The 21495-nt window shown below is 71.1% G+C and carries 18 protein-coding genes; 8 read left to right on the top strand and 10 right to left on the bottom strand.

All coding sequences use genetic code 11. The features are described from left to right. Nucleotides 1-128: 128 nt before the first annotated feature. The 6 genes from ACZ5T9_RS06250 to ACZ5T9_RS06225 form a co-directional block, all read right to left on the bottom strand. On the bottom strand, nucleotides 129-983 hold the full coding sequence (locus ACZ5T9_RS06250; RefSeq protein WP_464832242.1) for a YhfC family glutamic-type intramembrane protease: 855 nt from the start codon (nucleotides 981-983) through the stop codon (nucleotides 129-131). Nucleotides 984-1029: 46 nt separating this feature from the next. After that, on the bottom strand, nucleotides 1030-2556 hold the full coding sequence (locus tag ACZ5T9_RS06245) for an aldehyde dehydrogenase family protein (protein ID WP_464832241.1): 1527 nt from the start codon (nucleotides 2554-2556) through the stop codon (nucleotides 1030-1032). Next, on the bottom strand, nucleotides 2553-3602 hold the full coding sequence (locus tag ACZ5T9_RS06240) for a R2-like ligand-binding oxidase (RefSeq protein WP_464832240.1): 1050 nt from the start codon (nucleotides 3600-3602) through the stop codon (nucleotides 2553-2555). Before ACZ5T9_RS06240 ends, ACZ5T9_RS06245 begins: the two co-directional genes overlap by 4 nt. A gap of 104 nt (nucleotides 3603-3706) precedes the next feature. Continuing rightward, entirely contained in the window at nucleotides 3707-4753 is a 1047-nt protein-coding gene (locus tag ACZ5T9_RS06235) for an alcohol dehydrogenase family protein (RefSeq protein ID WP_464832239.1), read from the bottom strand. A gap of 98 nt (nucleotides 4754-4851) precedes the next feature. After that, complete coding sequence (locus tag ACZ5T9_RS06230) at nucleotides 4852-5280, bottom strand: SCP2 sterol-binding domain-containing protein (RefSeq protein WP_006903588.1); 429 nt, start codon at nucleotides 5278-5280, stop codon at nucleotides 4852-4854. 151 nt (nucleotides 5281-5431) lie between these two features. Further along, nucleotides 5432-6157 (bottom strand): TetR/AcrR family transcriptional regulator, encoded by a 726-nt coding sequence (locus tag ACZ5T9_RS06225; RefSeq protein WP_464832238.1) that lies wholly within the window; start codon nucleotides 6155-6157, stop codon nucleotides 5432-5434. 606 nt (nucleotides 6158-6763) lie between these two features. Here ACZ5T9_RS06225 and ACZ5T9_RS06220 point away from each other — a divergent pair. The 7 genes from ACZ5T9_RS06220 (at nucleotide 6764) to ACZ5T9_RS06190 (ending at nucleotide 15189) form a co-directional block, all read left to right on the top strand. After that, nucleotides 6764-7453 (top strand): nucleotidyltransferase family protein, encoded by a 690-nt coding sequence (locus ACZ5T9_RS06220; protein WP_464832237.1) that lies wholly within the window; start codon nucleotides 6764-6766, stop codon nucleotides 7451-7453. After that, complete coding sequence (locus ACZ5T9_RS06215; protein ID WP_006903585.1) at nucleotides 7453-8019, top strand: PH domain-containing protein; 567 nt, start codon at nucleotides 7453-7455, stop codon at nucleotides 8017-8019. The genes ACZ5T9_RS06220 and ACZ5T9_RS06215 overlap by 1 nt, the downstream gene beginning before the upstream one ends. 114 nt (nucleotides 8020-8133) lie before the next feature. Next, entirely contained in the window at nucleotides 8134-9150 is a 1017-nt protein-coding gene (locus ACZ5T9_RS06210; RefSeq protein WP_464832236.1) for a WD40/YVTN/BNR-like repeat-containing protein, read from the top strand. Between the two features lie 498 nt (nucleotides 9151-9648). Then, a complete protein-coding gene (locus ACZ5T9_RS06205; RefSeq protein ID WP_464832235.1) occupies nucleotides 9649-11445 on the top strand; it encodes an ABC1 kinase family protein in 1797 nt (598 codons plus the stop codon). 27 nt (nucleotides 11446-11472) lie between these two features. Further along, nucleotides 11473-14091, top strand: a complete 2619-nt coding sequence (locus ACZ5T9_RS06200; protein WP_464832234.1) for a long-chain-fatty-acid--CoA ligase — start codon at nucleotides 11473-11475, stop codon at nucleotides 14089-14091. Nucleotides 14092-14124: 33 nt separating this feature from the next. Continuing rightward, a complete protein-coding gene (locus ACZ5T9_RS06195; RefSeq protein ID WP_006903581.1) occupies nucleotides 14125-14499 on the top strand; it encodes a hypothetical protein in 375 nt (124 codons plus the stop codon). A gap of 192 nt (nucleotides 14500-14691) precedes the next feature. Further along, complete coding sequence (locus ACZ5T9_RS06190) at nucleotides 14692-15189, top strand: CocE/NonD family hydrolase C-terminal non-catalytic domain-containing protein (protein WP_464832233.1); 498 nt, start codon at nucleotides 14692-14694, stop codon at nucleotides 15187-15189. Nucleotides 15190-15242: 53 nt separating this feature from the next. Here the strand turns inward: ACZ5T9_RS06190 and tnpB are convergent, their stop codons facing one another. Next, a complete protein-coding gene (gene tnpB, locus ACZ5T9_RS06185) occupies nucleotides 15243-16511 on the bottom strand; it encodes an IS607 family element RNA-guided endonuclease TnpB (protein WP_464832232.1) in 1269 nt (422 codons plus the stop codon). A gap of 82 nt (nucleotides 16512-16593) precedes the next feature. Here tnpB and ACZ5T9_RS06180 point away from each other — a divergent pair, with 82 nt between their 5' ends. After that, on the top strand, nucleotides 16594-16920 hold the full coding sequence (locus ACZ5T9_RS06180) for a hypothetical protein (protein WP_006903577.1): 327 nt from the start codon (nucleotides 16594-16596) through the stop codon (nucleotides 16918-16920). 280 nt (nucleotides 16921-17200) lie between these two features. On the opposite strand, the gene ltrA is transcribed toward ACZ5T9_RS06180, so the two are convergent. The 3 genes from ltrA to ACZ5T9_RS06165 all read right to left on the bottom strand — a co-directional run bounded on the left by ltrA (nucleotide 17201) and on the right by ACZ5T9_RS06165 (nucleotide 21492). Then, entirely contained in the window at nucleotides 17201-18454 is a 1254-nt protein-coding gene (ltrA, locus tag ACZ5T9_RS06175) for a group II intron reverse transcriptase/maturase (protein ID WP_464834379.1), read from the bottom strand. A 711-nt stretch (nucleotides 18455-19165) separates the two neighbouring features. Further along, nucleotides 19166-20419: a ribokinase gene (locus ACZ5T9_RS06170; protein ID WP_464832231.1), complete on the bottom strand. Its 1254-nt coding sequence runs from the start codon at nucleotides 20417-20419 to the stop codon at nucleotides 19166-19168. Continuing rightward, nucleotides 20416-21492 carry a carbohydrate kinase family protein gene (locus tag ACZ5T9_RS06165; protein WP_464834404.1) on the bottom strand — a complete coding sequence of 359 codons (1077 nt, stop codon included), beginning with the start codon at nucleotides 21490-21492 and terminating at the stop codon, nucleotides 20416-20418. The genes ACZ5T9_RS06170 and ACZ5T9_RS06165 overlap by 4 nt, the downstream gene beginning before the upstream one ends. Between the last annotated feature and the right edge of the window lie 3 nt (nucleotides 21493-21495).

Raw genomic sequence — 21495 nt, 5'->3', positions numbered from 1 at the left:
GCACCCCCTCTCGCCCGTTCAACGCAGCGGGCGGCCGTGCGGATCTCGGGACCGAGCCCGCGCCCCGTACGGTAGCCGGCGCCACGGGGCAGTCACGGGGTCGGCGGCACGGCGTTGGATCCCCTGCTCTACGGTGCCGCCGGCCGCTCCCCCGTCGGGCCGTCCCACCCCGCCGCCGCATCCAGCAGCGGCCCCCAGCGCAGGCCGGTGTAGAGGGTCAGGCCCGCCAGCACGAGCACGACCGCCTCCGCCGCCACGGCGTGGCCCATCTGGGCCAGGGCCACGGCCGCCGCATTGGCCGCGAAGTGGATGCCCACCGCCGCCAGCCACAACACGGCACGCCGCTGGACCCATGCCGCCGCCACCAGGATGCTGAGACCCACGTGCAGGGTCAGGGCGGCGGCCCGTTCGACCAGGGCGAGGACGGGAGCCAGCACCCCGCCCTCCAGGGCGACCTGCCGCAGCTGGTCCAGTGCCGGCCCTGCCTCGGCGGGCAGGGCTGGCCATCCCGGCCCCGGGGCGGTCCCACCCCCGGGGCCGGGACCGCTCCCGCCCGCCCCCAGCAGCGGCAGGGCCAGCAAGGCGATCCCCGTGCCGAGCAAGGAGAGCCCCACCAGCACCGCCGACTCGAAGCCGCCGTGCCCGACCCCCATGGCGGCGGCATCGGCCAGCCGGGGGCGCCGGACGGCCACCCGGTACGCCACATAGCGCCCCGTCTCCTCCCACAGGGCCGCCGTCAACGACGCCAGAAGCCCCGCGGCCGCCACGCCCCAGCGGGCGGTGGCCCAGGCGCTGAAGGCCGGCTGCCACGGCAGCCGCAGGACGCCCTGAAAGACGAGGAACGTGGCCGCCCCCACCAGTGCCACCCGGGCCCGCCACCCCCACCGGCGATACCCCGCGGCGAAAACGAGGGCGGGCAGCACGATGGCTCCCGCCCCGGCCATCATGTAGGTCACGGCGATGGACCGCAACGGATCCCCCACTCCGTCTCCCCCCAAGGACCCCACCCGCGCCCGGCGCTTTGCCGGTTCAACCCAGATTGATCCAGACGCTCTTCACCTCGGTGTAGTGCTCGAGGGCATAGCGCCCCATCTCGCGCCCGATCCCGCTCTGCTTGAACCCGCCCCAGGGGCTGGTGGCATCCAGCAGGTTGTAGCCGTTGATCCACACCGTCCCCGCCTTGAGGCGGTGGGCCACCTTGATGGCCTTGGCCACGTCCCGCGTCCAGATCCCGGCCGCCAGCCCGTAGGGGGTGTCGTTGGCCCGCCGCACCACCTCGTCCAGGCTCTCGAAGGGCAGCACCGTCAGGACCGGCCCGAAGATCTCCTCCCGGGCGATGGTCATGTCGTCCCGGCCCAGGAACACCGTGGGTTTGACGAAATAGCCCGTTCCCGCCTCGGGGTTGGGCTCCCCGCCCACCAGCAGCTCGGCCCCTTCGGCGCGACCCTTTTCGATGTAGCCCAGCACCCGCTCCATGTGGGTTTGGCTGATCAGGGGTCCCATCTGGGTCATGGGGTGGATCCCCGGCCCCTGGCGCAGCCGGCCCGCCCGCTCGGCGATGGCGCCCACCACCCGGTCAAACTGCTCCTTGTGGACGAACAGGCGGGAGCCGGCGCAGCAGACCTCGCCCTGGTTGAAGAAGATGCCCATCATCGCCCCCGCCACGGCGCTGTCCAGATCCGCGTCCGGGAAGACGATGTTAGGGGACTTGCCGCCCAGCTCCAGGGTGACCCGCTTGAAATCCCGGGCCGCCGCCGTCATGATCTTGCGGCCGACGGCCGGTGAGCCGGTGAAGGAGATCTTGTCGACGCCGGGGTGCTCGACCAGGGCCCGCCCCGCCGGTTCGCCATATCCTGGCAGCACGTTCACCGTGCCCGCCGGGAAGCCCGCCTGGCGCACCAGCTCGGCCAAACGCAGGGCCGTCAGCGGGGTCAGCTCGCTGGGCTTGAGGATCACCGTGTTGCCCGTGGCCAGGGCCGGCGCCAGCTTCCACGAGGCGATCAGCAGGGGGAAGTTCCAGGGCACGATGGCCCCCACCACGCCCACCGGTTCCCGCCGCGTGTAGGCCAGGTACTCGCCCGGGAAGGAGACGGGCAAGGTCTCGCCCGTCCACTTGGTCGCCCAGCCGGCGAAGTAGCGGAAGTGCTGGACGGCCAGGGGCACGTCGGCCATGGTGGTCTCCGTCACCGGCTTGCCGGTGTTGAGCGACTCCAGCTGGGCCAGCTCCTGGGCGTTCTCCTCCAGGAGGTCGGCCAGCTTCCAGAGCAGCCGCCCGCGCTCCGCCGGGGGCAGCTTCGCCCAGGTGCCCTCCAGGGCCCGCCGGGCCGCCTGGACGGCCAGGTCCACGTCCTCCTCCCCCGCCTCGGCCACCTCGGCCAGGGGCTCGCCCGTAGAGGGGTCGGTCACCACCAGGTAGCGGCCCGACCGGGGCTCCTGCCACCGGCCGCCGATGAAAAGCTGCTTGGGCGAGCTCAGCCACTGCCGCAGGGCTGGGGCCACGAAGGGAAGCTCCAGGGTCTGCGACCGGGACGAACCCGGCCCCTCCCGCGAACTCATGCGCCGGACCCTCCTCCGCCGGCCGCCAGGCCGCCCGGGCCCGCTCCGGCAGCCGGTTCTTCCGCGGCGCCGGTGGCCTCTTCCACGTGGTCGGCGGCCAGCCGGTAGACCTCGGCCAGGGACTTGCCCCGGGCCTGCTCGATGCGCTGGGCCCGGAGGCTGAACTGCTTGATGGCGTAGTCGATGAACTCCTTCTGGTCGACCTCGAAGGGATGCTGGCCTCCATAGGCCGCGTAGATCTCGTGGGTCACGCCCAGGGCGTAGGGGAGCAGGTCATTCAGCCGCCGGTCGATGACCTGCCAGATGGCGTCGTCGGCCGCCACCAAGCGCTGCAGCAGGAAGACCCCGTAGGCCAGGTGCCGGGATTCGTCCCGCTGGAAGTTGCGGATGCCCTGGATGAAGCCCGGCATGACCCCCTGCCGCTGGAGGGTGCGGTAGAAGGCGTAGTAGCCTGTCTCGGCCAGCACCCCCTCGACGATCAGGTTGTAGGTCACCGAGGCCTCCGCCTGGGCGGCCGGCGAGGGGTCTTCCAGCAGCCGGTTCATCGCCCGGGGCAGTTCCTCGTAGAAGATCTTGCGGTAGTTGGGGGTGTGGTAATGGTGCAGGTCGGCCCCCGAGACCCCGGCCACCTCGTCGAGGAAGCGGCGCATGAACTCGGTATGCTTCGCCTCCTCCCAGAGGAAGGTGGTGAGGAACATCTCCTCCTCCAGGCGCCCCTCCCGGGCGATCACCATGATGAGGGGCAGGAGGTCCAGGGTGACGGACTCTTCACCAGCTGCGAACAGCGACACCAGCCGTAGCAGAGCGTCCTTCTGGGCGTCGCTGAGCAGGTTCCAGTCCTCCCGGTCCTGGCTGAGGTCGATGGCCCGCGGATCCCACGTGCCGAACTTCTTGGCCTTGTGGTAGAGCCGCATCGGCGGCAGGTCGTGGTTCAGCCCGCGGCTGCTGGTGGTGGTGAAGGCGTCGTGCCGCGCTGCCGCCACCGCCGGGCGCCCCCGGCCCGGCTCCGGCGCGGCCCCTGCACCGGGCGTCACTGCACCGGCCATGTGCATCCCCGCCCTTTCTGGCGATCTGGCCCCGCGATCCTCCCGGGATCGCCGGCGATGGCTCCACCCCCCAGGGACCCATCCTGCCGGCCAGCCCGCCGCCGTCACTCGCCGGGGATCAGCACCACCTTCGTCGCCTCCCGGCTGTCGAAGAGGCGGTAGCCTTCGACGGCCTCCGTCAGGGGCAAGCGGTGGCTGATGATCACTTCAGGGTCGATCCGGCCCCCTGCCACCAGGGCCAGGGTGGCGTCGATGTCCCGGTGGATGTTGGCCAGGCCGATGCGGAAGCTGATGTCCCGGGTCAGGCTGGTGGCCAGGGGGAAGGGGAAGCTCTCGGCCGTGGTGACCCCCACCGCCGAGATGCGCCCACCGCCCCGCACCAGCTCGAAGGCCAGGGCGACGGTCTTCGGCCCGCCCACCGCCTCGATCACCACGTCGGCCCCCAGGCCTCCCGTCAGCTTGTTGACCTGGGCCACGGGGTTCGTCTCGCTGGCGACGATGGGCACCGCCCCCAGCCGCTCGGCCAGTTCCACCCGGTCGCGCAGCAGGTCGATGGCCAGGACCCGCGCCGCTCCCTGGGCAAGGGCGCTCTGGATCGCCATCAGGCCCACGGGCCCGCAGCCGATCACCGCCACCGTCTCTCCCGGCTGCAGCTGCGCGTTGCGGACCGCGCCGTAGGCGGTGGTGAGGATGTCCCCGCAGAAGAGGGCCTTCTCGTCGCTGAGCTCCCGGGGAATGGCCCGCAGGTTGACGTCGGCGTAAGGCACCCGGATGAACTCGGCCTGGGATCCGGGCAGGTTGCCGAAGGCCACCCCGTAACCGAACACCCCGTATTCCCGGCACTGGTTGTAGGCGCCTTTCCGGCACATGGGGCAGTGACCGCAGGCGGTGTGGAAGGTGCCCACCACGCGGTCGCCCTTGCGGAAGGCCTGGACGCCGGGTCCCACCTCCTCCACCACGCCGGTGAACTCGTGGCCGCAGACGGACCCCGGCACCATGCCGGGGATGTGACCGTGGTAGATGTGCAGATCCGAGCCGCAGATGGCGCAGCGGGTGACGCGGACGATGGCGTCACCGGACTGCTGGATCTTGGGCTCGGGGACGTCTTCGATGGCCACCTGGCCCACGCCGCGGTAGGTGACCGCCTTCATGTCAGGCCACCCCTCCCTCGCTCCGGCCGCACCGCCGGGGTCGTCACGGGACCGTCTCGGAGCCACCATGGGGTCGCCATGGGGCCGCCGAGGGGCCGTCATGCCACCCCTTCGGGGAACTCCGTCTCCACCCGCTGGGCGGAGGTCACCAGCTCCTTGGCGGCGATGACGTAGCCCGACAGCACCCCCATGTCGCCCTTGAGGATCTTGAGCTTGCCCCGCATCATGGCCGCCAGCGGGTCCAGCTGGCCTTCCATCACCTGCTTCCACGTGTAGGCGTCGGCACTGATGACGTAGGGTACGTTCTCCAGGTCATCCTTGCCGCCGATGCGGGCATCCCGGCACTCGCCCTGGTAGAGGTCCAGGATGATGGCCCGTTCCTCCTCGATGCCCAGGGACGGGTCCGCCTCCAGGACGAAGGCCAGGGGCCACTCCCAGGTCCGGGCCGCCTCGCGATAGTTGGGGTTCGCGTTGATCTGCTCCTTGTAAGCCTTGGCCCACTCCTCAGAGAACGCCTGGTACGCCACCGGTCATCCCCTCCCGAAAACGCGCGGTTCGGAATTGAAGTGCACAGATCAGCGAGCGGATCGCGGGAATGGAACCTGCCGCACCGGTACCGGCATGCCACCGGCCTGCCGGCTCTCTTTCCTCGCTCTCCCGCCGGCCGGCCGGATCCCCCTACGGCCGTCCCCTGGCGGCCGTGGGGCCCCCGTCACGGGCACCGGCCGCCCCTGCCTTGCGACCGGACGAACCCGGCCGCGGCGGGCAGCCGGCCGTGGCCGCCACCTGGGCGACGAGCGCTCCGGCCACTTCCGGCCGTAACACCCCCTTTGCGATGTACAGCAGGAAAGCGTCGGCGATGGCCTCCGGGCTCTGGGGACCGTCCGGCCGGTACCACACCGTGACCCAGTTCATGGCCCCGAAGCCGAAGAGGCGGAGAAGCCGCAGGTCGACGTCCGCCTGGAAAAGCCCTGCCGCAGCGCCTTCCTCCAATGTACGAGCCCACAGCGCCTCGTAGGCATCCCGGGCGGCCACCACCTGTTCGGCCGCCTCCGGGCTCAGGTAGCGGCTCTCCTGCAGGATCACGGCGACGAAGTCCTGGTGCTCCAGGCATGCCAGCAGGTGGGTCCGCAGCCCGGCCCAGACCCGCTCGGCCACCCCGGGACCGGCCGCCGCCATCGCCGCCTCCACCCGGCGGTGGACCACCTGGATCCCGTGCAACATCACCTCGAGCAGCAGCTGGTCCTTGTTGCTGAAGTGGTAATAGAGGGCGGCCGGGGTGACCCCCAGCGCCGCCGCCAGATCCCGCATGGTGGTGGCGGGGTAGCCCTGACGGGCAAACAGGCTGGCCGCCTGCTGGAGGATGGTCTCCTGCTGTGGTGCGAGGATCTTTCCCTGCGCCAACGCCGTCCCCCCAACCGCCGGTTCACCTCACCGGCCGGGCCGCCGGACCGCCCGGTGGCCGGATTGCCGGCCGGTTGGCTCGCAGGATTACTTAACGTTTATTAAGGGTGCATTGGAGATTCCTTTTCGGCACCGGCTCCCCGGTTCCTTCCGGATCCCGGGCCGGAATCCTGCTCTGAGCTGCCGTGGCCGGCTCCGTATCCCGTGCCCGCCGGCAGGCAGGAGGGCTTCAGCGGGCAGCGCGCCGTCCCCGGTGGGGCCGGGAGCCCGCATCCGCTGCCGGCCCCGCCGGTTCCTTCTCCGGGGACGTACCGGCGTACCCAGGGCGCCCCGCCGGCCGCCAGCAACCCGGTGACAGCGCTCCGCCCAGGGTGGACAATAGCGACGGCAGATCTCGACGGGCCGGTGCGGCGTCCTGCGCCGATCCCAGGGGGAAGGGCGGGTCCCAGCCGGAGCCCGGTCCCTCCAGGCTGAAGTCCCTGCCTGGCGGCCAACAGGGCGAATACCGGGCGGCCCCTAGGGCGAGCAACCGGCCCAGCCAAAAGCCCGGCTCTCATTCGGGGGGTGGATGTGCTGGAAATCCAGACCACGGCTCGGGGCGGCGGCATGACGTCCCCGGCATTCTCCCGGATCGGCATCATCGTGCTGGCGGCCGGTCAGGCGACCCGCATGGGCCGGCTCAAGCAGCTCCTGCCCCTGGGCGATCGATCCCTCGCCCAGCGGGTGATCGACGCGGCACTGGCCGCCACGGCAGGTCCGGTGGTAGCCGTCCTGCACCCCGCCGTGGCCGCGGCCGGCATCCCCCGGCCCCCCCACCCCTGCCTGCACCCGGTGGTGAATCCCTGGCCCGAGCAGGGCCAGGCCCGGTCGCTGCGGCTCGGCTTGCGCTACCTCCTTCAGGTCGAACCCGCCCTGGCGGCCGCCATGATCGTCCTGGCCGATCAGCCCTTCATCACCCCCAGGGCGCTGGCCGGCCTGGCCGGGGCTTTCGACCGGGCGGTGAAGCAGGCGGCCGCCGGTTCGACCTCGCCGGCGACCTTCTGGCCGAGCAGGGCTCCCGTTGCCGCCCGCCCCGTCTGGCAGGGCCGGCCGGGGCACCCCGTGGTCCTCGGCCGGCCCCTGTTCGCCGAGGTCTTGACGCTGGCGGGCGACGAAGGGGCCCGGCCGCTGCTTCAGCGGTACCGGGACCGCGTGCTCGGCTGGCCGGCACCGGGACCGGAGGTCACCCTCGACGTGGACACCTGGGAAGACTACCTGGCCGCCTGCCGGCTGCTTGAGAAGGAGGAACAGCCGTGATGTCGCCACCCCGCCGGTCTGCACCGTCCCAGCCCCCCGCCTGGCGGGCGCTGCCCTTGGTCCCGGCGCGGGACGAGAGCCTTTGGACCGCCCTCATCCTGCTCCTCTTCGGCCTGGCGGCCTGGGGCACCCGCGTCCCCTGGCTCTTTGCCTTCGGACCGGCCCTGGTCTTCCTGGGCTACCTGGCCCGGGCCCGGCTGGCCTATCTGGCCGGACCCGACCGGCTGATCGTCCAAACCCTGGTCGGACGCCGCGTGATCCCGTACGCCGCCATCCAGCGGGCTGAGTATCTGGAACTGGCCGGGGGCATCCGCCTGCTGGCCACCTATGCGCCGGGGTACGCGGTGGGCTGGTTCTACCTCAGCGGCCTGGGCCGCCAGCTGCTGCTGGGGAGCACCGACCGGGGTCCCGCCGTCCGCCTGCACCTGCACCGGGGCGCGGTGATCGTGACACCGCAGGACCCCGTGGAGGCGCTGGCGCTTGTGGAGGAACACGGGGTACCCCTGGACGCTCCCCGCTGGGTCCTCAAAGAGGTACGCCGCCGCCGTAAGGGTGGGCGCGGTTAGCAACAACGTTAAAGACCCAGACGCCACCAGCAGGATCAATTTCCAGCACACCGAATCCTGGCCCTAGCCGAATCGGGACGATGTGCTCCTGTTTCACAGAAAGGGCGGCGGCCGATGCCCAGGAGCCGGCGGCACCCCCCGCAAAGCATCGGGGTCGGCATCCTGATCCTGTTGCTGCTGACGGGTTGCACCCCAGGACGCGGCAGCCAGCCGCACGAGGGAGACCGTCCACCGGCAGGTGAAGGCAGGCAGGGGCAACTGCAGCAGCTGGAGCAGGTGCCGCTGGCGCCCGTGGATGTCGACCTCGCGGATCCGGACACGGGTTTTGTCCTGGGCGAGGACGGCCGGCTGGCCCGGACGGAAGACGGCGGGACGTCCTGGCACGTGATCCACGAATTCGATGAGCCGATCACCCGCATCGATTTCGTCTCGGCGAGCGTGGGCTGGGCAATGGCCCAGGACGGCATCTGGTCGACGACCGATTCGGGAGCGTCGTGGACCAGGGTCCAGACGCCGTTCCCGCCGGGCTTCGTCGACCTGGTGGGCGACGGCGTGGCCTGGGCGACCGACGACCGGTTCCAGTTGTACCGCACCACCGACGGAGGAAAGCACTGGGAACCCAAGACAAACCCGTGCACTTCGGTCGAGAATCCGGCAGCTTGGGCGGCCTCCTTCATCAGTTCCCATGACGGCTGGTTCATTTGTGGGAGCGATGAAGGAATGGGCGGCGAAACCAAGGTACTGCTGCGAACGGCGGACGCTGCCCGTACATGGGAACGAATCGCGGCGGTCCAGCGCGATGGCGAGGAGGTGCCGGGCGGCCTTCCCACGGGTGGCTACGTGGGCGACCTGTTCTTCCTTGACCCGAAGACGGGCTGGTTTGGAACCACCCGGTATGGCGAAGTATGGCATACGCAGGACGGCGGGAGGTCCTGGCAAAAGGTGAGCCAGGGGCCGTCCGGCGTGCGGGCCTTTATCGAGCTGGACTTTGTCACGGCGGAACTGGGCTGGAGCCTTCTCTTCGTGCAGGGCGACGACGGTTGGCGCCTGGCCCGGACGCAAGACGGCGGCGTCACCTGGGAGACGGTCAACGTCACCGTCGAAGCGCCGCCGGCACCGGGTTCATCTTGACCCGCGACCTGCCTCCTGGCTCCTGGCTCCCGCCGCCTGGTTCCCAGCTGGTGGTTTCCAGGTCCCTCAGCGGGCGGAGCCCCCACCGGCGGTGGAACCGGCCCTGCCGGTTCCATGCCCACCCTTCTGCCGCCGGGCCGGCAGGGGCCGGGGCATGGCGGAACATCCACGACGCTTCCCGTCAGGGTGGCATCGCTCCCCGTGGCGCAAACCGGGATCCCTCCCGCGAATATCCTTTGCCGAAACGAGCCTGCCGGCGAGCAACCGGCACGGGGGCGGTCCCGAGCCGGCGGGCTCTGGGGGATGCCCGTTCCGCCCATCGCACCCTGTTTCCTTAACGACCGTTCGGTGGAACCGGCCCAGGGCCTGCAGGCTGCTCGCGGGTCGGCCGGGCGACCGGCGGGCGGTGCCGGCACGGCGCGAGCGCCGCGATGGCCAACCCAGCCTGCCGCCGTCACGGCGGGCCCGCCCGCCGCCCAGAAAGCGAGGGGGGTTCCCATGGCCATGGCCACCCTGCCCCCGCGGCAGGCGGCCACCCCAACCGGCCGGCGGGTCGACCTGTCGGCCGCCTGGTGGTCGTCGCCCCGGTGGGCGGAAGAGAAGCAGCGCATCAAGGCGGAACTGGCCGCCCTGGAGGCTGGCATCACGCCCCGCAAGCGGCTGCGGGCCGTGGTCCGCACCCTGGCCCGCCACGGCCTGCTTCACCTGCTCCAAGATCGCAAGGCGGTGAAGGAGCTGGCCGGCACCGGGCCGGGCAGCCCTCAGGACCAACGGCTACGGCAGATTGGCCGCCGGGTGCGGCTGGCCTTCCAGGAGCTGGGCCCCACCTTCATCAAGCTGGGGCAGGTGCTGGTGACCCGCCAGGAACTGCTGCCCGAGCCCATCACCATGGAGCTGGCTCACCTCCTCGATCAGGTCCCGCCCATGCCCTTCCCCTACATGGCCGTCGTGCTGGACGACGAGCTGCCCGAGGGGCTGCAGACCTTCGCCTGGATCGACCCCGACCCCATCGGCTCGGCCTCCCTGGCCCAGGTCTACCGTGCCCAGCTGCGGGACGGCCGGCTCTGCGCGGTCAAGGTGGTTCGTCCCCTGGTCGACAAGCTGTTCCAGACGGACATCGCCAACATCACCAAGCTCGCCAAGCGGCTGCAGAAATTGCTGCCACCGCCCATGGCGGCCTCCTCCGACCTGCCCGGGGTGATCCGCGACTACTACAGCAGCGTGGCCAGCGAACTGGACATGCGCATCGAGGCCCGCAACACCAAGGAGGGCCGCGCGATCGTCGAGGAATTCGGCACGCTGGCCGTACCCGAGGTCTACCTGGCCACCCGGCGCGTGCTGGTCACCGAGTACATCGACGGCTGGAACATCAAGGACTTCCCCGTCGACTTCTTCACCTTCGAAGAGCGCTTCGAGCGCATGATCGACCTGGCCCACCTCTACATCAAGGAGTTCCTCGACGGGCGCTACCACGCCGACCCCCACGGGTCGAACCTGATGGTCTGCCGCCACACCAGGAAGGTGTACGTCATCGACTGGGGCATGGTGGGGCGGATGGACGCCCTGCACACCGAGGCCATCTTCCGCCACCTGCTGCACATCCGGCTCAACCAGGCCGAAGATGCCGCCGAGGTGATGCTGGACGTCTTCGAGCCCACGCCCTATACCGACACGGGCCGCCTGAAGGACCAGCTTCGCTCCCTCTACATCCAGTACGTCGACACCGAACAGGCCGGGTCCCACAACTGGGGCCACCTGCTGGTGGAAGAGATTCGCATCGCCATGGAGAATCATTGCCGCATCCCCGCCGGTCTCTCCCTCTGGGCCAAGGGGTGGTCGGCGGCGGAAGGCACGGCCCGCTGGCTCTGCCCGGAGATCACCTACCATACGGTGGTCGAATCGGCCGACGTGCAGATCCTGCGCCGGCTGCTGGCGCGCCGGTTCAACTACCGGGCCAACGCCGCCTGGATTGCCGAGGCTTCGGAGCTTGTGGCCACGCTGCCGCGGCGGCTGAACAAGATCCTGGAGCGGGCGGCCTGGAACGACTTCAAGCTGCCGGTGGAAGGGAGGCTCAGCGAACAGGCGACCCGGAACCTGAACCGGATGGTCAACCGCGCCACCCTGGGCCTGATCTCGGGCAGCTTCTTCCTGGGTTCCGCCCTGCTGGCGGCCCTGGGCAGCGGCGCCCTGGACCGGATTCCAGGGCTGGCGGCGGTGACCACCACCGCGTTGTGGGGATCCCTGGGAGTTGGCGTCTACACCGTCTGGCGCGTGTTGCGGTCGAACAAGGCCTGAAAAGTCAAGTGGGAGGGGTGAAGGACCATGTCCATGCAGCATACAGCCTCCGGCCCGGGCGGACCCGGGACCGCCCTGGCCCGGGACCCGGCGGGTCCCGGCACCGGAGGCGCAGGGAGGGGACCCCAGGGGGTTCCTGCCCGGCCCGGCGGCGGCTTCCGCGCCTGGAAGGCCCAGCGGCCCTTCTGGGGAGCCACCTTGAGCCTGATCGCCGGGTTCCTCATCCTGTGGATGCCGCTCAACCTGTTTCCCTTCGCGTTCCTGCCCGACACCCTGATCTTCTTGGGATATCTCTTCTCCGGACTGGTCATCGCCACGGCCATCGCGGGCTTTCTGCTCCCGGCGGCGTCGACGTACCTGGGAATCCTGGTCATCCTGTTCTCCATCGTGTCGATCTTCGGCGCCCTGGGCGGCCTGTTCGTGGGAGCCATCCTTGGGATCCTCGGCGGGTCGCTGATGGTGGCCTGGCAGCCGGTGATCGTGACCCCCGCGATGATGAACGGGCAGGCCCATGGCGCCGCGGGTGCGACCCCTGGCGAGGACGCGGCGGGCCCGGGTTCCGCCGGTACAACCCGGGGCCGCGGCCGCAGCGGCACCGGGCAGCACCAGGTCCCGGCCGGCGCCACCGTCCATGCCACCGAGCTGGTACCTGAAGAAGAGGTCCGCCAGCGGCCTTGGCTCCGGTACTACCCTGCCGGGGTACGCCCCCACCTGAACTACCCGGAAATCCCCCTTCAGCGGCTGCTGGAGCGGGCTGCGGAGATGCGGCCCCGGCAGGCAGCCATCCACTTCTTCGGCCGCACCATGACCTACGGCGAGCTGAACCAGCTGGCCGACCGCTTTGCCCGGGTGCTGGCCAACCTGGGCATCCGGCCCGGCGACCGGGTGGCCCTGATGATGCCCAACTGCCCCCAGTTCGTCATCGCCTACTACGGCGCCCTCAAAGCGGGGGCCGTGGTCGTCAACTGCAACCCCCTCTACAGCCCGCGGGAGCTGGAATTCCAGCTCAACGACAGCGGTGCCCGGGTCATCGTCGCCCTGGACCTGATGTATCCCACGGTGCGGCAGGTGGTCCACGCCACGCCCCTCGAGCGGGTGCTGGTGACGCGCATCAACGAGTTCATGTCGCCCCTGCTGCGGCGGCTCTACCCCCTCAAGGCCAAGAAGGACGGCACCTGGGTGGAGATCGGGCGGCATGAAAACGTGCTCTGGTTCGGCCGGCTTCTCCGGGAGGCGCCCCCCGTGCCGCCGCCGGTGGAGGTTCAACCCGACGACCTGGCCCTCTTGCAGTACACCGGCGGCACCACCGGTACGGCCAAGGGCGCCATGCTGACCCACCGCAACCTGGTGGCCAACGTGCTGCAGACGGCGGAGTGGACCCTGCGGGGCCGCTGGGATGAGGCGCACCAGCAGGTGATCCTGGGCGTCATGCCCTTCTTCCACTCCTACGGCATGACCACGGTGATGAACCTGGCCATCGCCCTGCAGTGCACCATGGTGCCCCTGCCGCGCTTCGAGGCGGAGATGGTGATCAAGGCCATCGCCAAGTACCGGCCCACCATGGTGCCGGGAGTGCCCACGATGTATGTGGCCTTGATGAACCACCCCAAGTTCCACAAGATCGACGTCTCCTCCATCGAGGCCTGTGTCAGCGGGGCGGCTCCCCTGCCCCTGGAGGTGCAGGAGCGCTTCGAGGCCAGCACCGGCGGCCAGCTGGTGGAGGGGTACGGCCTGACGGAGGCATCGCCCGTCACCCACGCCAATCCCCCCAACGAGTACAAGCGCAACGGGACCATCGGGCTCCCCGTGCCCGACACCGACGCCCGCATCGTGGACATCGAGACCGGGACCCGGGTGCTGGGGCCGGGCGAGGTGGGCGAGCTCGTCATCCGCGGCCCCCAGGTGATGAAGGGCTACTGGAACCGGCCCGAGGAAACGGCCCGGACCCTGCGGGACGGCTGGCTCTACACGGGTGACATCGCCACCATGGACGAGGACGGCTTCTTCCGGATCGTGGACCGGAAGAAGGAGATGATCATCAGCGGCGGCTACAACGTCTACCCCCGCGAGGTGGAAGAGGTCCTCTACGAGCACCCCAAGGTTCTGGAAGCCGCCGTCATCGGCGCCCCCGACCCCTACCGCGGCGAGATGGTCAAGGCCTTCGTGGTGCTCAAGCCCGGCCAGACCGCCACGGAGCAGGAGATCATCGAGTTCTGCCGCCAGCGCCTGGCCAAGTACAAGGTGCCGCGGGCCGTGGAGTTCCGCAGCGAACTGCCCAAGACGCTGATCGGCAAGGTGCTGCGCCGGGCCCTGTTGGAAGAGGAGCGCCAGAAGCAGGCCGTAGGGAGCCCGGCGGCGCCCGCCCAGGCCGCCGGTGCTGCAGGCACCCCCGCCACCGGAGGCGACGATGAGGAAGCAGGCCCCGATCGTGCCGGCGGAGGCCACGGTGAGGCCGGTGGCGCCGGCGGGGGTACCGGGGAATCCGATACCCCGGCCGGCGCGGCGGCGGGCGAACAGGCCGGCGGGCCGGCCCACCTCCCGCCCGAACCGCCCGCCCGCATGGTCACGCCGCAGGAGCTGCTGGAGACGGGACCCCAGGGCGAGGCCGCCGAGGGCGAAGGCGACTGGCGCAAGTGGTTCCGGTAACGGCCCAGATGGTACCAGGCGGGAGGTGACCCTATGCCGGCCAGCAACGGGCGCCGCATGACGATGGAAGAGCGGATCCAGGCCTTCTTCCGGCAGAGCGGCGGCCCCAACAACCCCCAGATTCCCAAGCTGGTGGAGAAGCACCTGCTCTACGGCAAGGACCACGGCATCCCCGGTTACCGGGAGACCTTCGCCGACGCCTTCATCGACGCCGTGGTGGGCGACCCCTCGCTACTCTTGATCTACGAGCGGCTGCAGCGCTGGCGGGCCCAGCGCCAGCGGGAGCGCCAGCAGGCCGGCGGGACCGGCGGAAGTACCGACCCGGAGCTGCTGCGGCGTTTGGAGCGGCTGGAGCGGGAGGTGACCCGGCTGCGGGAGGCCGTCGAGCGGCTCGGGCAGAGCGTCTAGGTGAAAGCGTCGAGGTGAAACGGAATCAAGGCGAGGCACCATTTGCAGCCGGGCCCGGGGGTCCCAGGCCCCCGGGCCCGCCCCTTGGTGACCCGCGGTCTCTGCCAGTGTCCCCTCGAGGATAGGAGAACCTGCCAGGACGAGCAGACGGGCCCCCGCGGGCCGGCCCACCTGTGGGAGGCGGTGCAGGGCGTGCCCAAGCGCCTGGTCCTGACCAACGGCGTGCACGGCACCCAGATGGACCCGCCCGAGATCTGGAAGGACCGGCTGGCATGGATGGACCACTGGCTGCGCGGGGTCGACGGCGGATTCGGCACCCTGAGCCAGAAGCGAACCTCGGTGGTCACCCTGCTGGAGGTGCACCGCCAGGGCGGCGTGCTGGCCTCCAACGGCCGGAAGGTCTCCCGCACCTTCCCTCTGGAGGATACCCGCTGGACCAGCTGGTACCTGCACGGGGACGGGAGCCTCTCCACCACCCCGCCCACCACGCCGGAAGAACCGGCCCGCTACCTCTCCGGCCCCGGCCGCCAGTCCTGGAGCTACCAGCTGGGGCCGTCGGCGGGCCCGCCCCTGACCACCGCCCACCTGCCCGATGAGGTGGAATACCGCAGCAAGCCCTTTGACCGGCCCATGCTCATCACCGGACCCATCACGGCCACCCTCTACCTGTCGACCACGGCCGTTACCTGAAACATCGTCATCTGTTTCAGGCAGTCGACCCTCACGGATCGACGGTGCCGGTCTTACCCAGCGATGAGCCGGCGCCGGCTTCCCGTTTCCTCCGGGACCGCCTGCCGGAGGGCAGGTCTTCCGTCCCGTCCACGGGCGTTTAACGTCTCCGGGCCACTCCCGGCGACGGCGGCCACCAGGGTCGCGAGATTTCGGGCCGCGTTTTCGTCCCGGTCGAGCACGAGCCCGCATTCCTCACAGCGGAAAACACGCTGCGAAAGCGGCAGCGACGGCTTGATCGCACCGCACCGGGAACAACGTTTGCTGCTGGGATAGAAGGGCGGTGATTCGACTAGGACCGCCCCGTGCCAGGCACACTTATACCTGAGCTGACGGCGGATCTCCGCCAGGGCCGCATCGGCCAGCGCCCGGGCCAGCCGCCGGTTCTTCAGCATGCCCGCCACGTTCAGCTGTTCGACGACCACCACGCCATAGGTGCTCGCTAGGTGGTGCGTCAGCTTGTGAAGCGCGTCCTGGCGGATGTTCCGGACCCGCCCATGGAGCCGGGCCAGCCGGCGGCGGGCCTTTCGCCACCCCCGGCTGCCCTTCTGCCGGCGGGCCAGGGCGCGGTTCCACCGGGCCAGTTGTTTCAGGTTCTTCTCCAGCGCTCGGGGATTGGGGCAGACCTCGCCGGTGGAGAGCACCGCCAGGTGCTTGACGCCCGCATCGACGCCGACGACCCTCCAGTGGAACCGGGGGCGTCCCGGCGGTCGCTCCACCTCGCAGGTGAAGCTGACGAACCACCGGCCGCCTTCCCGCGACACCGTGGCCGAGAGGATGCGGGCCGTTCCCGCTTCGATGCGCCGGAGCAGGGCCGTGGTCGGCTCGTGGATCTTGACCCGCCCGATCCGGGGCAGGACGACGTGGCTCTTGTCGTCCACCCGGATCGCGCCGGTGGTGAACCGCACCGACTCCCGCCCCCGGCCCTTCTTCCGAAACCGGGGGAACCCCACCCGGCGGCCCTTGCGTTCACCCTTGCGGCTTTTTGACCAGTTCTGAAGGGCCCGGACCAGCCCGTCCAGGCCGGAGGAGTAGGCCTCCTTCGAGTTCTCCCGCCACCAGGGGGCGACGACGTGCTTTTGCCGGTTCCACTCCCGTCTCAGGGCGGAAAGGGTCCATGGCACTTCCACGTCGTCGCCCCGAGCGCAGGCGTCCAGGCGCTCCTTCACCAGGGCCAGGCCCCAGTTGAAGGCGAAGCGGCGGGCGCCCACGTGGGAGGCCAGCGCCCGTTCCTGGCGGGGTGTGGGGTCGAGGGCGAAGCGGTACGCCTGCAAAACACGCATGGGGAAGCCCCCCAAAATCATCCAAGGACAGCGTATCAGAACATTTGTTCTGAGGCAACGAGCCGGCCGAGGAGGGGAGGGGATGCGAAGATTTGATGACGTTGGGCGAGAAACGGTAAGAAACGCACTAGCTGTTCTCAGCCCCCAGCACCCCTCCCGCCTGATGCTGCCTGTGGTGCCCCTGACGGGCGTCAAGCTGGGCCCCGAACTGCCCTGCGGCGCCCAGGTGGGGGTGCGGTGCATCCCGGCGGGAAGCCGGGAGCTCCTGCCCGGCGGCGGCGATCCGGGCTCCGGTGGCGGGGATCCGGCCCCGGGCGGTGGCGGCGGCGCCCAGCCGGCCCCCTCGGCCCGCCTTACCGGCCGGGGGCACCTGGAGATCCGCATCGGTTCGGGGACGGCGCAGCGGTAAAGGGCCAACCCGCAGGCAGCAACAGCGCCCTGCAGAAGCAGGTATCCAAACCCTGCCACGGCGAACCCGGGCGGCAACCCGCCCAGGGCACGCCGAAACCGGGGCTACCCGCCCGGGCGGAACGTTGGATCCGGGCGGCCAACCCGCCCCGCCCGCGGCCAATCCCGAAGGCGACCCCGCCTCGAGCAAGCGGTGGTCACCGGTAAATCGAGTAGGAGGGGCCGGTGAAGGCCCCGTCCCCTCACACCACCCGGCATGCGGGTCCGCACCGGGCGGTTCGTCAAGCACGGCGAAGTTCGTGGTAGCATCGAGTGAGGCTCAGCAGCCCCTGGGTAAGCCAGTACGGCTTGCCCAGGGCGCTGTTGAGCGGGCCACCGGCCATGGCCCAGTACCCGCGTCGCGCCATGGCCCACTGCCGGGCTCGCCACTCGGGGTGGCCCAGGGCCCGCAGTTCCCGCAACCGGGTGCGCGGCCGTTTCCACTGCTTCCAAAGGCACGCCTGCAAGCGTCGCCGGAGCCAACCTTCCACGTTGCGGAGCAGGTCCGCCATGTCCGCGATGCGGAAGTAAGCGAGCCAACCGCGCAAATAGACATTGATCCGGCGGATGCGCTCGGGCATGGAAACCGGCCAGGTCCGGCTCGTCAGGCCGCGGATGCGGTCTTTGAGCCGCTGCACCGTTTGCGGGGCCACGCGCAGGCGGATGCCTTCCCGGCCGCGGTACATGCTGAAGCCGAGGAACTTGCGTCGCCAGGGCCGGTCCACCGCGCTCTTTGGCTCGTTGATCTTGAGCCTCAGCCGCTTTTCGAGGAAGCGTCGCACTCCCGCCATGACCCGGTGCCCCGCCCGTTCCGAGCGAACGTAGATGTTGCAGTCGTCCGCGTAGCGAACGAAGCGGTGTCCCCGCCGCTCCAGCTCCTTGTCCAGCTCGTCCAGCAGGATGTTGGCCAAAAGCGGGCTCAGGGGGCCGCCTTGGGGCGTGCCCTCCTCCGTCCGCACCTTCACCCCGCCGACCATCACACCGGCCTGCAGGTAGCGGCGGATGAGCATCCGGACGCGCTTGTCCGCAACCTTCCGCATCACCCGGGCCATGAGGACGTCGTGGTGGACCCGGTCGAAGAACTTCTCGACATCCAGGTCCACCACCCAGGTGTAGCCTTCCTCGACGTGCCGGCGCGCGGCTTCGACCGCCTGATGGGCGGAGCGCCCCGGCCGAAAGCCGTAGCTGTGCTCCGAAAAATCGGGGTCGAAGATCGGCGTCAGCACTTGCAGCAAAGCCTGCTGGATCAGGCGGTCCAGGACGGTCGGAATCCCCAGGAGGCGCGTGCCACCTCCGGGCTTGGGGATTTCCACCCGGCGGACGGGTTGCGGCTTGTAGGTTCCCGCCAGCAGCTGGGCGCGCACCTGCGGCCACCGCTCCCGCAGAAAACCCCGCAGTTGTTCGACGGTCATGCCGTCGATACCCGGTGCGCCCCGGTTCTGCTCCACCCGTCGCAGGGCGGCCCCCATGTTCTCCCGGGCCACCACCTGCTCCATCAGGTCCACGCCACCACGTCCTCCGCGGGGAGGGGCGCCGGTCTGTCCCGGCCGGGTGCTCCGCTCTCGCCCAGGCCCCGGTGGGATTCACCACCGCCTCCTGGGCGAGGCCCTCTCGGGTTGGCTGCTCTCCTCGCACCCGGCGCGAACGCGCCAACACCCTCCCGGACTCGACGTTCGGCCCTTCCCGCCGGCCCGGCCGGCGGTACTACGGCCTCTGCTGACTCCTGCCGGCTCAGCCGCGCCTTGCGGTCGCGGGTTGCCAGCCATGCTGGCCTACCGGCAGGCCTCCCCGGGTAAGAGCGAGCACTTTCGTCGCACACCCGCCGCGTTTACAGCGCCGCCCTTCGGCCCATCTCGGGCTTCGCCGTGTGCTGCCGGCTCGCCCAGTCGGCACTGCCTCGCCCGCGGTTCCTGGTCGTCGGGTCGCGACTTTGCCTCCGGCTTCCTTCGGATCCCGCGTCGCCGCGGGCACCCTTGCCTTCGGCTAGCGGTTGTACGGGGCCACCCTCCGCAGGGGACTTTCACCCCTTAGCACTCGCCCATGCCGGGCGCACGGCGAAGGGGGCCACGCCGACAGGCGTGCCCCCTTTTCCGTTCAGGCTTGTCATCTCGTTTGGTTCCCGCCGGGCTTCTCGCCCCGCCGCGGGCTCGGCCCTCGGCCGCCCCACGATCGCCATGGGCGGTGGTGGATGCGGCGAGCCTCCTCGTTCAGCGAGGCGGCACCGGCGGGGCAGGCTCCCTGCTCCCGGGACCGGGCCACGCTTCCACCTCCGCCCGGGACGGCATGGAAGGCTGGGCGCCGGGCCGCGTGACGGAAATCCCCGCCGCCCGGGTGGCGAACCGCAGGGCTTCTTCGACGGGCCGTCCTTCCGCCAGGGCCACCGCCAGAGCACCGGCGAAAGTGTCCCCCGCCGCCGTGGTGTCGACCGCCGCGACGGGTAGCGCCGGTATGGCCCGGGCCGCTCCCGCCGGCGGGACGTAGAGACAGCCCCGCTCGCCCAGGGTGACCACCACGTGGATCCGGCCCCCGCCCAGGCGGCGGGCCGCAGCTTCCAGCGCCCCGGTCCCGCCGGGGCCCGCCGCCGGTCCCGCTGCCCCCATCGCGGGCCCCGCCGCCGGGCCCGGCGCCGGCCGCCCGGCCCCGGGAACGGAAGAACCGCCCACCGGCCCTGGGACCGGAGGCTCCGCCGGGGAATCTGCGCCGGGCGGGCCGCCCTTCCCGCCAACCAGCGCCCACAGCTCATGCTCGTTGGGCACCAGCCAGTCCACCGCCTCCAGCAGGCCGGGGGGTAGGGGATCGGGGGGAACGGGAGCGGGCGTCAGGATCACCGTCACCCCCGCCGCCCGGGCCACCCGGGCGGCCTGTTCGACCAGAGGCAGGGGCGACTCCAGCTGCAGGAGCAGCACCCGGGCGGAGGCGATGCAGCGGCGGGCCACGGCGTCCAGCTCCGTGAAGCGGGCGTTGGCCCCTGGAACCACCACGATCCGGTTGGCCCCGCCGGCTTCCACGGTGATGGCTGCCACACCGCTGGGTCCCGGTACCCTCCGCACCCCTGCGATGTCGATGCCCTCGGCCCGGAGGGCGGCCACCAGCTGCTCGCCGAAGGCATCGTCCCCGACACAGCCCAGCATGGCCACCGGCGCCCCGAGGCGGGCGGCCGCGACGGCCTGGTTCGCCCCCTTGCCGCCGCAGGCGGTGAAGAACCGCTCGCCGGACACCGTCTCGCCCTGCTCGGGGGCGCGGCGGCAAACCACCACCAGGTCCATGTTGAGGCTGCCCGCCACCACCACGGCCGCGCGGGAAGCGGGCAGGCGCCCCGCCGGCCGGGACTCGACGCCAGGCGCACCAGCGGCCGGTGCACAGGACGACGGAGCCCACCCGCCTTGCCATCCCCTGGCGCCACTCGGTGGTTCCACGGAGCCGCCTTGTGGTTTGACGGGCCCGTCTTGCGGTTCCATCATGGCCTCCCTCCTCCGGCAGAGGGCTCGCGGGCGTGATCCCAGGCCGCCTGCCTGTCGGCCGCCGTCCAGCCTGGCGGCACGGCACCCGGCCGCTGGGCCACCCAGGCCGCCACGAATCGCCCCAGCCGGGCGGCCGCCTCAGGATCAAGGCCCGCCCGGAGGCCGGCCAGCATGCCCGCATTCCAGGCATCGCCGCAGCCCGTCGTATCGACAACCCGCGGCACGGGCAGCGCCTCGACCCGCCAGCGCCGGCCCCAGGCCACCCCCCAGGCGCCCCGCGGGCCGGCCTTGATCCCCACCACCGGAAAGAGCCCGCCAAGCCGCTCCGCCACCCCATCCCCGGGAGTACCGCCCGCCAGCAGCGCCGCCTCCTCCTCATTGGCGAAGAGGATGGAGACGCCCTGCCACTGTTGCAGCACCCCCTCCGCTCCCTGGCGGGCAAGGAGCGCCGCCGACGAGGCGTCGACGGCCACGGGCACCCCTGCCTCCAGCGCCCGCGCCATCACCGCCCGGGCGGCATCCCGGGCATCTTCCCAGAAGAAGGAGTAGCCGGTGAGGTAGCAGAGGCCGGCCCCCTCCACCAGGCCGGGCGGCAGGTCGCCCGCCTCCAGGCGGTGGTTGGCCCCCGGGCCGATCACCATGGACTTCTCCCCGTCCGGTCCCACCAGCGCCAGGATGACACCCGTGGGCGCCTGGTCGTCCGGGACGGCCCGGACCTCCACGCCCTCGGCCTCCAGGGCGACAACCAGGGCGTGGCCCAGCGGATCCCGGCCCACCCTGCCGCAAAACACCACGGGTACCCCCAACCGGGCCAGCCAGGCGGCGGTGTTGGCCGCCGAGCCGCCCTGGCGGGGGTGCAGGGCGCCCCAGGTGTCACTGCCGCGGTGCAGCCGCTCCGGAACCTGGACCACCAGGTCCAGCACCAGGTCACCGGCCACCACCACGGGCCCTTGTCGCCGGATCGGAAGAACGGGGCGCCCCGCCGGCGGCAACGGGCGCCCTGACGGCCGGCCGCCCGCCATGCCGGCGGGCGGCACCCCCGTGATGTCCAGCCCTGGACCCCCTCCATCCATCGT

Source organism: Thermaerobacter nagasakiensis (genome assembly GCF_055396825.1).
Note: the sequence above shows the minus strand (reverse complement) of the source record. Positions and strands in the feature narration are given on the sequence as shown.

Excerpts from the sequence above, each read along its gene's own strand:
- ACZ5T9_RS06245 (WP_464832241.1), bottom strand. The coding sequence starts at position 2,556 with ATGAGTTCGCGGGAGGGGCCGGGTTCGTCCCGGTCGCAGACCCTGGAG.
- ACZ5T9_RS06240 (WP_464832240.1), bottom strand. The coding sequence starts at position 3,602 with ATGGCCGGTGCAGTGACGCCCGGTGCAGGGGCCGCGCCGGAGCCGGGC.
- ACZ5T9_RS06235 (WP_464832239.1), bottom strand. The coding sequence starts at position 4,753 with ATGAAGGCGGTCACCTACCGCGGCGTGGGCCAGGTGGCCATCGAAGAC.
- ACZ5T9_RS06220 (WP_464832237.1), top strand. The coding sequence starts at position 6,764 with ATGACGTCCCCGGCATTCTCCCGGATCGGCATCATCGTGCTGGCGGCC.
- ACZ5T9_RS06215 (WP_006903585.1), top strand. The coding sequence starts at position 7,453 with ATGTCGCCACCCCGCCGGTCTGCACCGTCCCAGCCCCCCGCCTGGCGG.
- ACZ5T9_RS06210 (WP_464832236.1), top strand. The coding sequence starts at position 8,134 with ATGCCCAGGAGCCGGCGGCACCCCCCGCAAAGCATCGGGGTCGGCATC.
- ACZ5T9_RS06205 (WP_464832235.1), top strand. The coding sequence starts at position 9,649 with ATGGCCATGGCCACCCTGCCCCCGCGGCAGGCGGCCACCCCAACCGGC.
- ACZ5T9_RS06200 (WP_464832234.1), top strand. The coding sequence starts at position 11,473 with ATGTCCATGCAGCATACAGCCTCCGGCCCGGGCGGACCCGGGACCGCC.
- ACZ5T9_RS06195 (WP_006903581.1), top strand. The coding sequence starts at position 14,125 with ATGCCGGCCAGCAACGGGCGCCGCATGACGATGGAAGAGCGGATCCAG.
- tnpB (WP_464832232.1), bottom strand. The coding sequence starts at position 16,511 with ATGCGTGTTTTGCAGGCGTACCGCTTCGCCCTCGACCCCACACCCCGC.
- ACZ5T9_RS06180 (WP_006903577.1), top strand. The coding sequence starts at position 16,594 with ATGCGAAGATTTGATGACGTTGGGCGAGAAACGGTAAGAAACGCACTA.
- ltrA (WP_464834379.1), bottom strand. The coding sequence starts at position 18,454 with ATGGAGCAGGTGGTGGCCCGGGAGAACATGGGGGCCGCCCTGCGACGG.
- ACZ5T9_RS06170 (WP_464832231.1), bottom strand. The coding sequence starts at position 20,419 with ATGATGGAACCGCAAGACGGGCCCGTCAAACCACAAGGCGGCTCCGTG.
- ACZ5T9_RS06165 (WP_464834404.1), bottom strand. The coding sequence starts at position 21,492 with ATGGATGGAGGGGGTCCAGGGCTGGACATCACGGGGGTGCCGCCCGCC.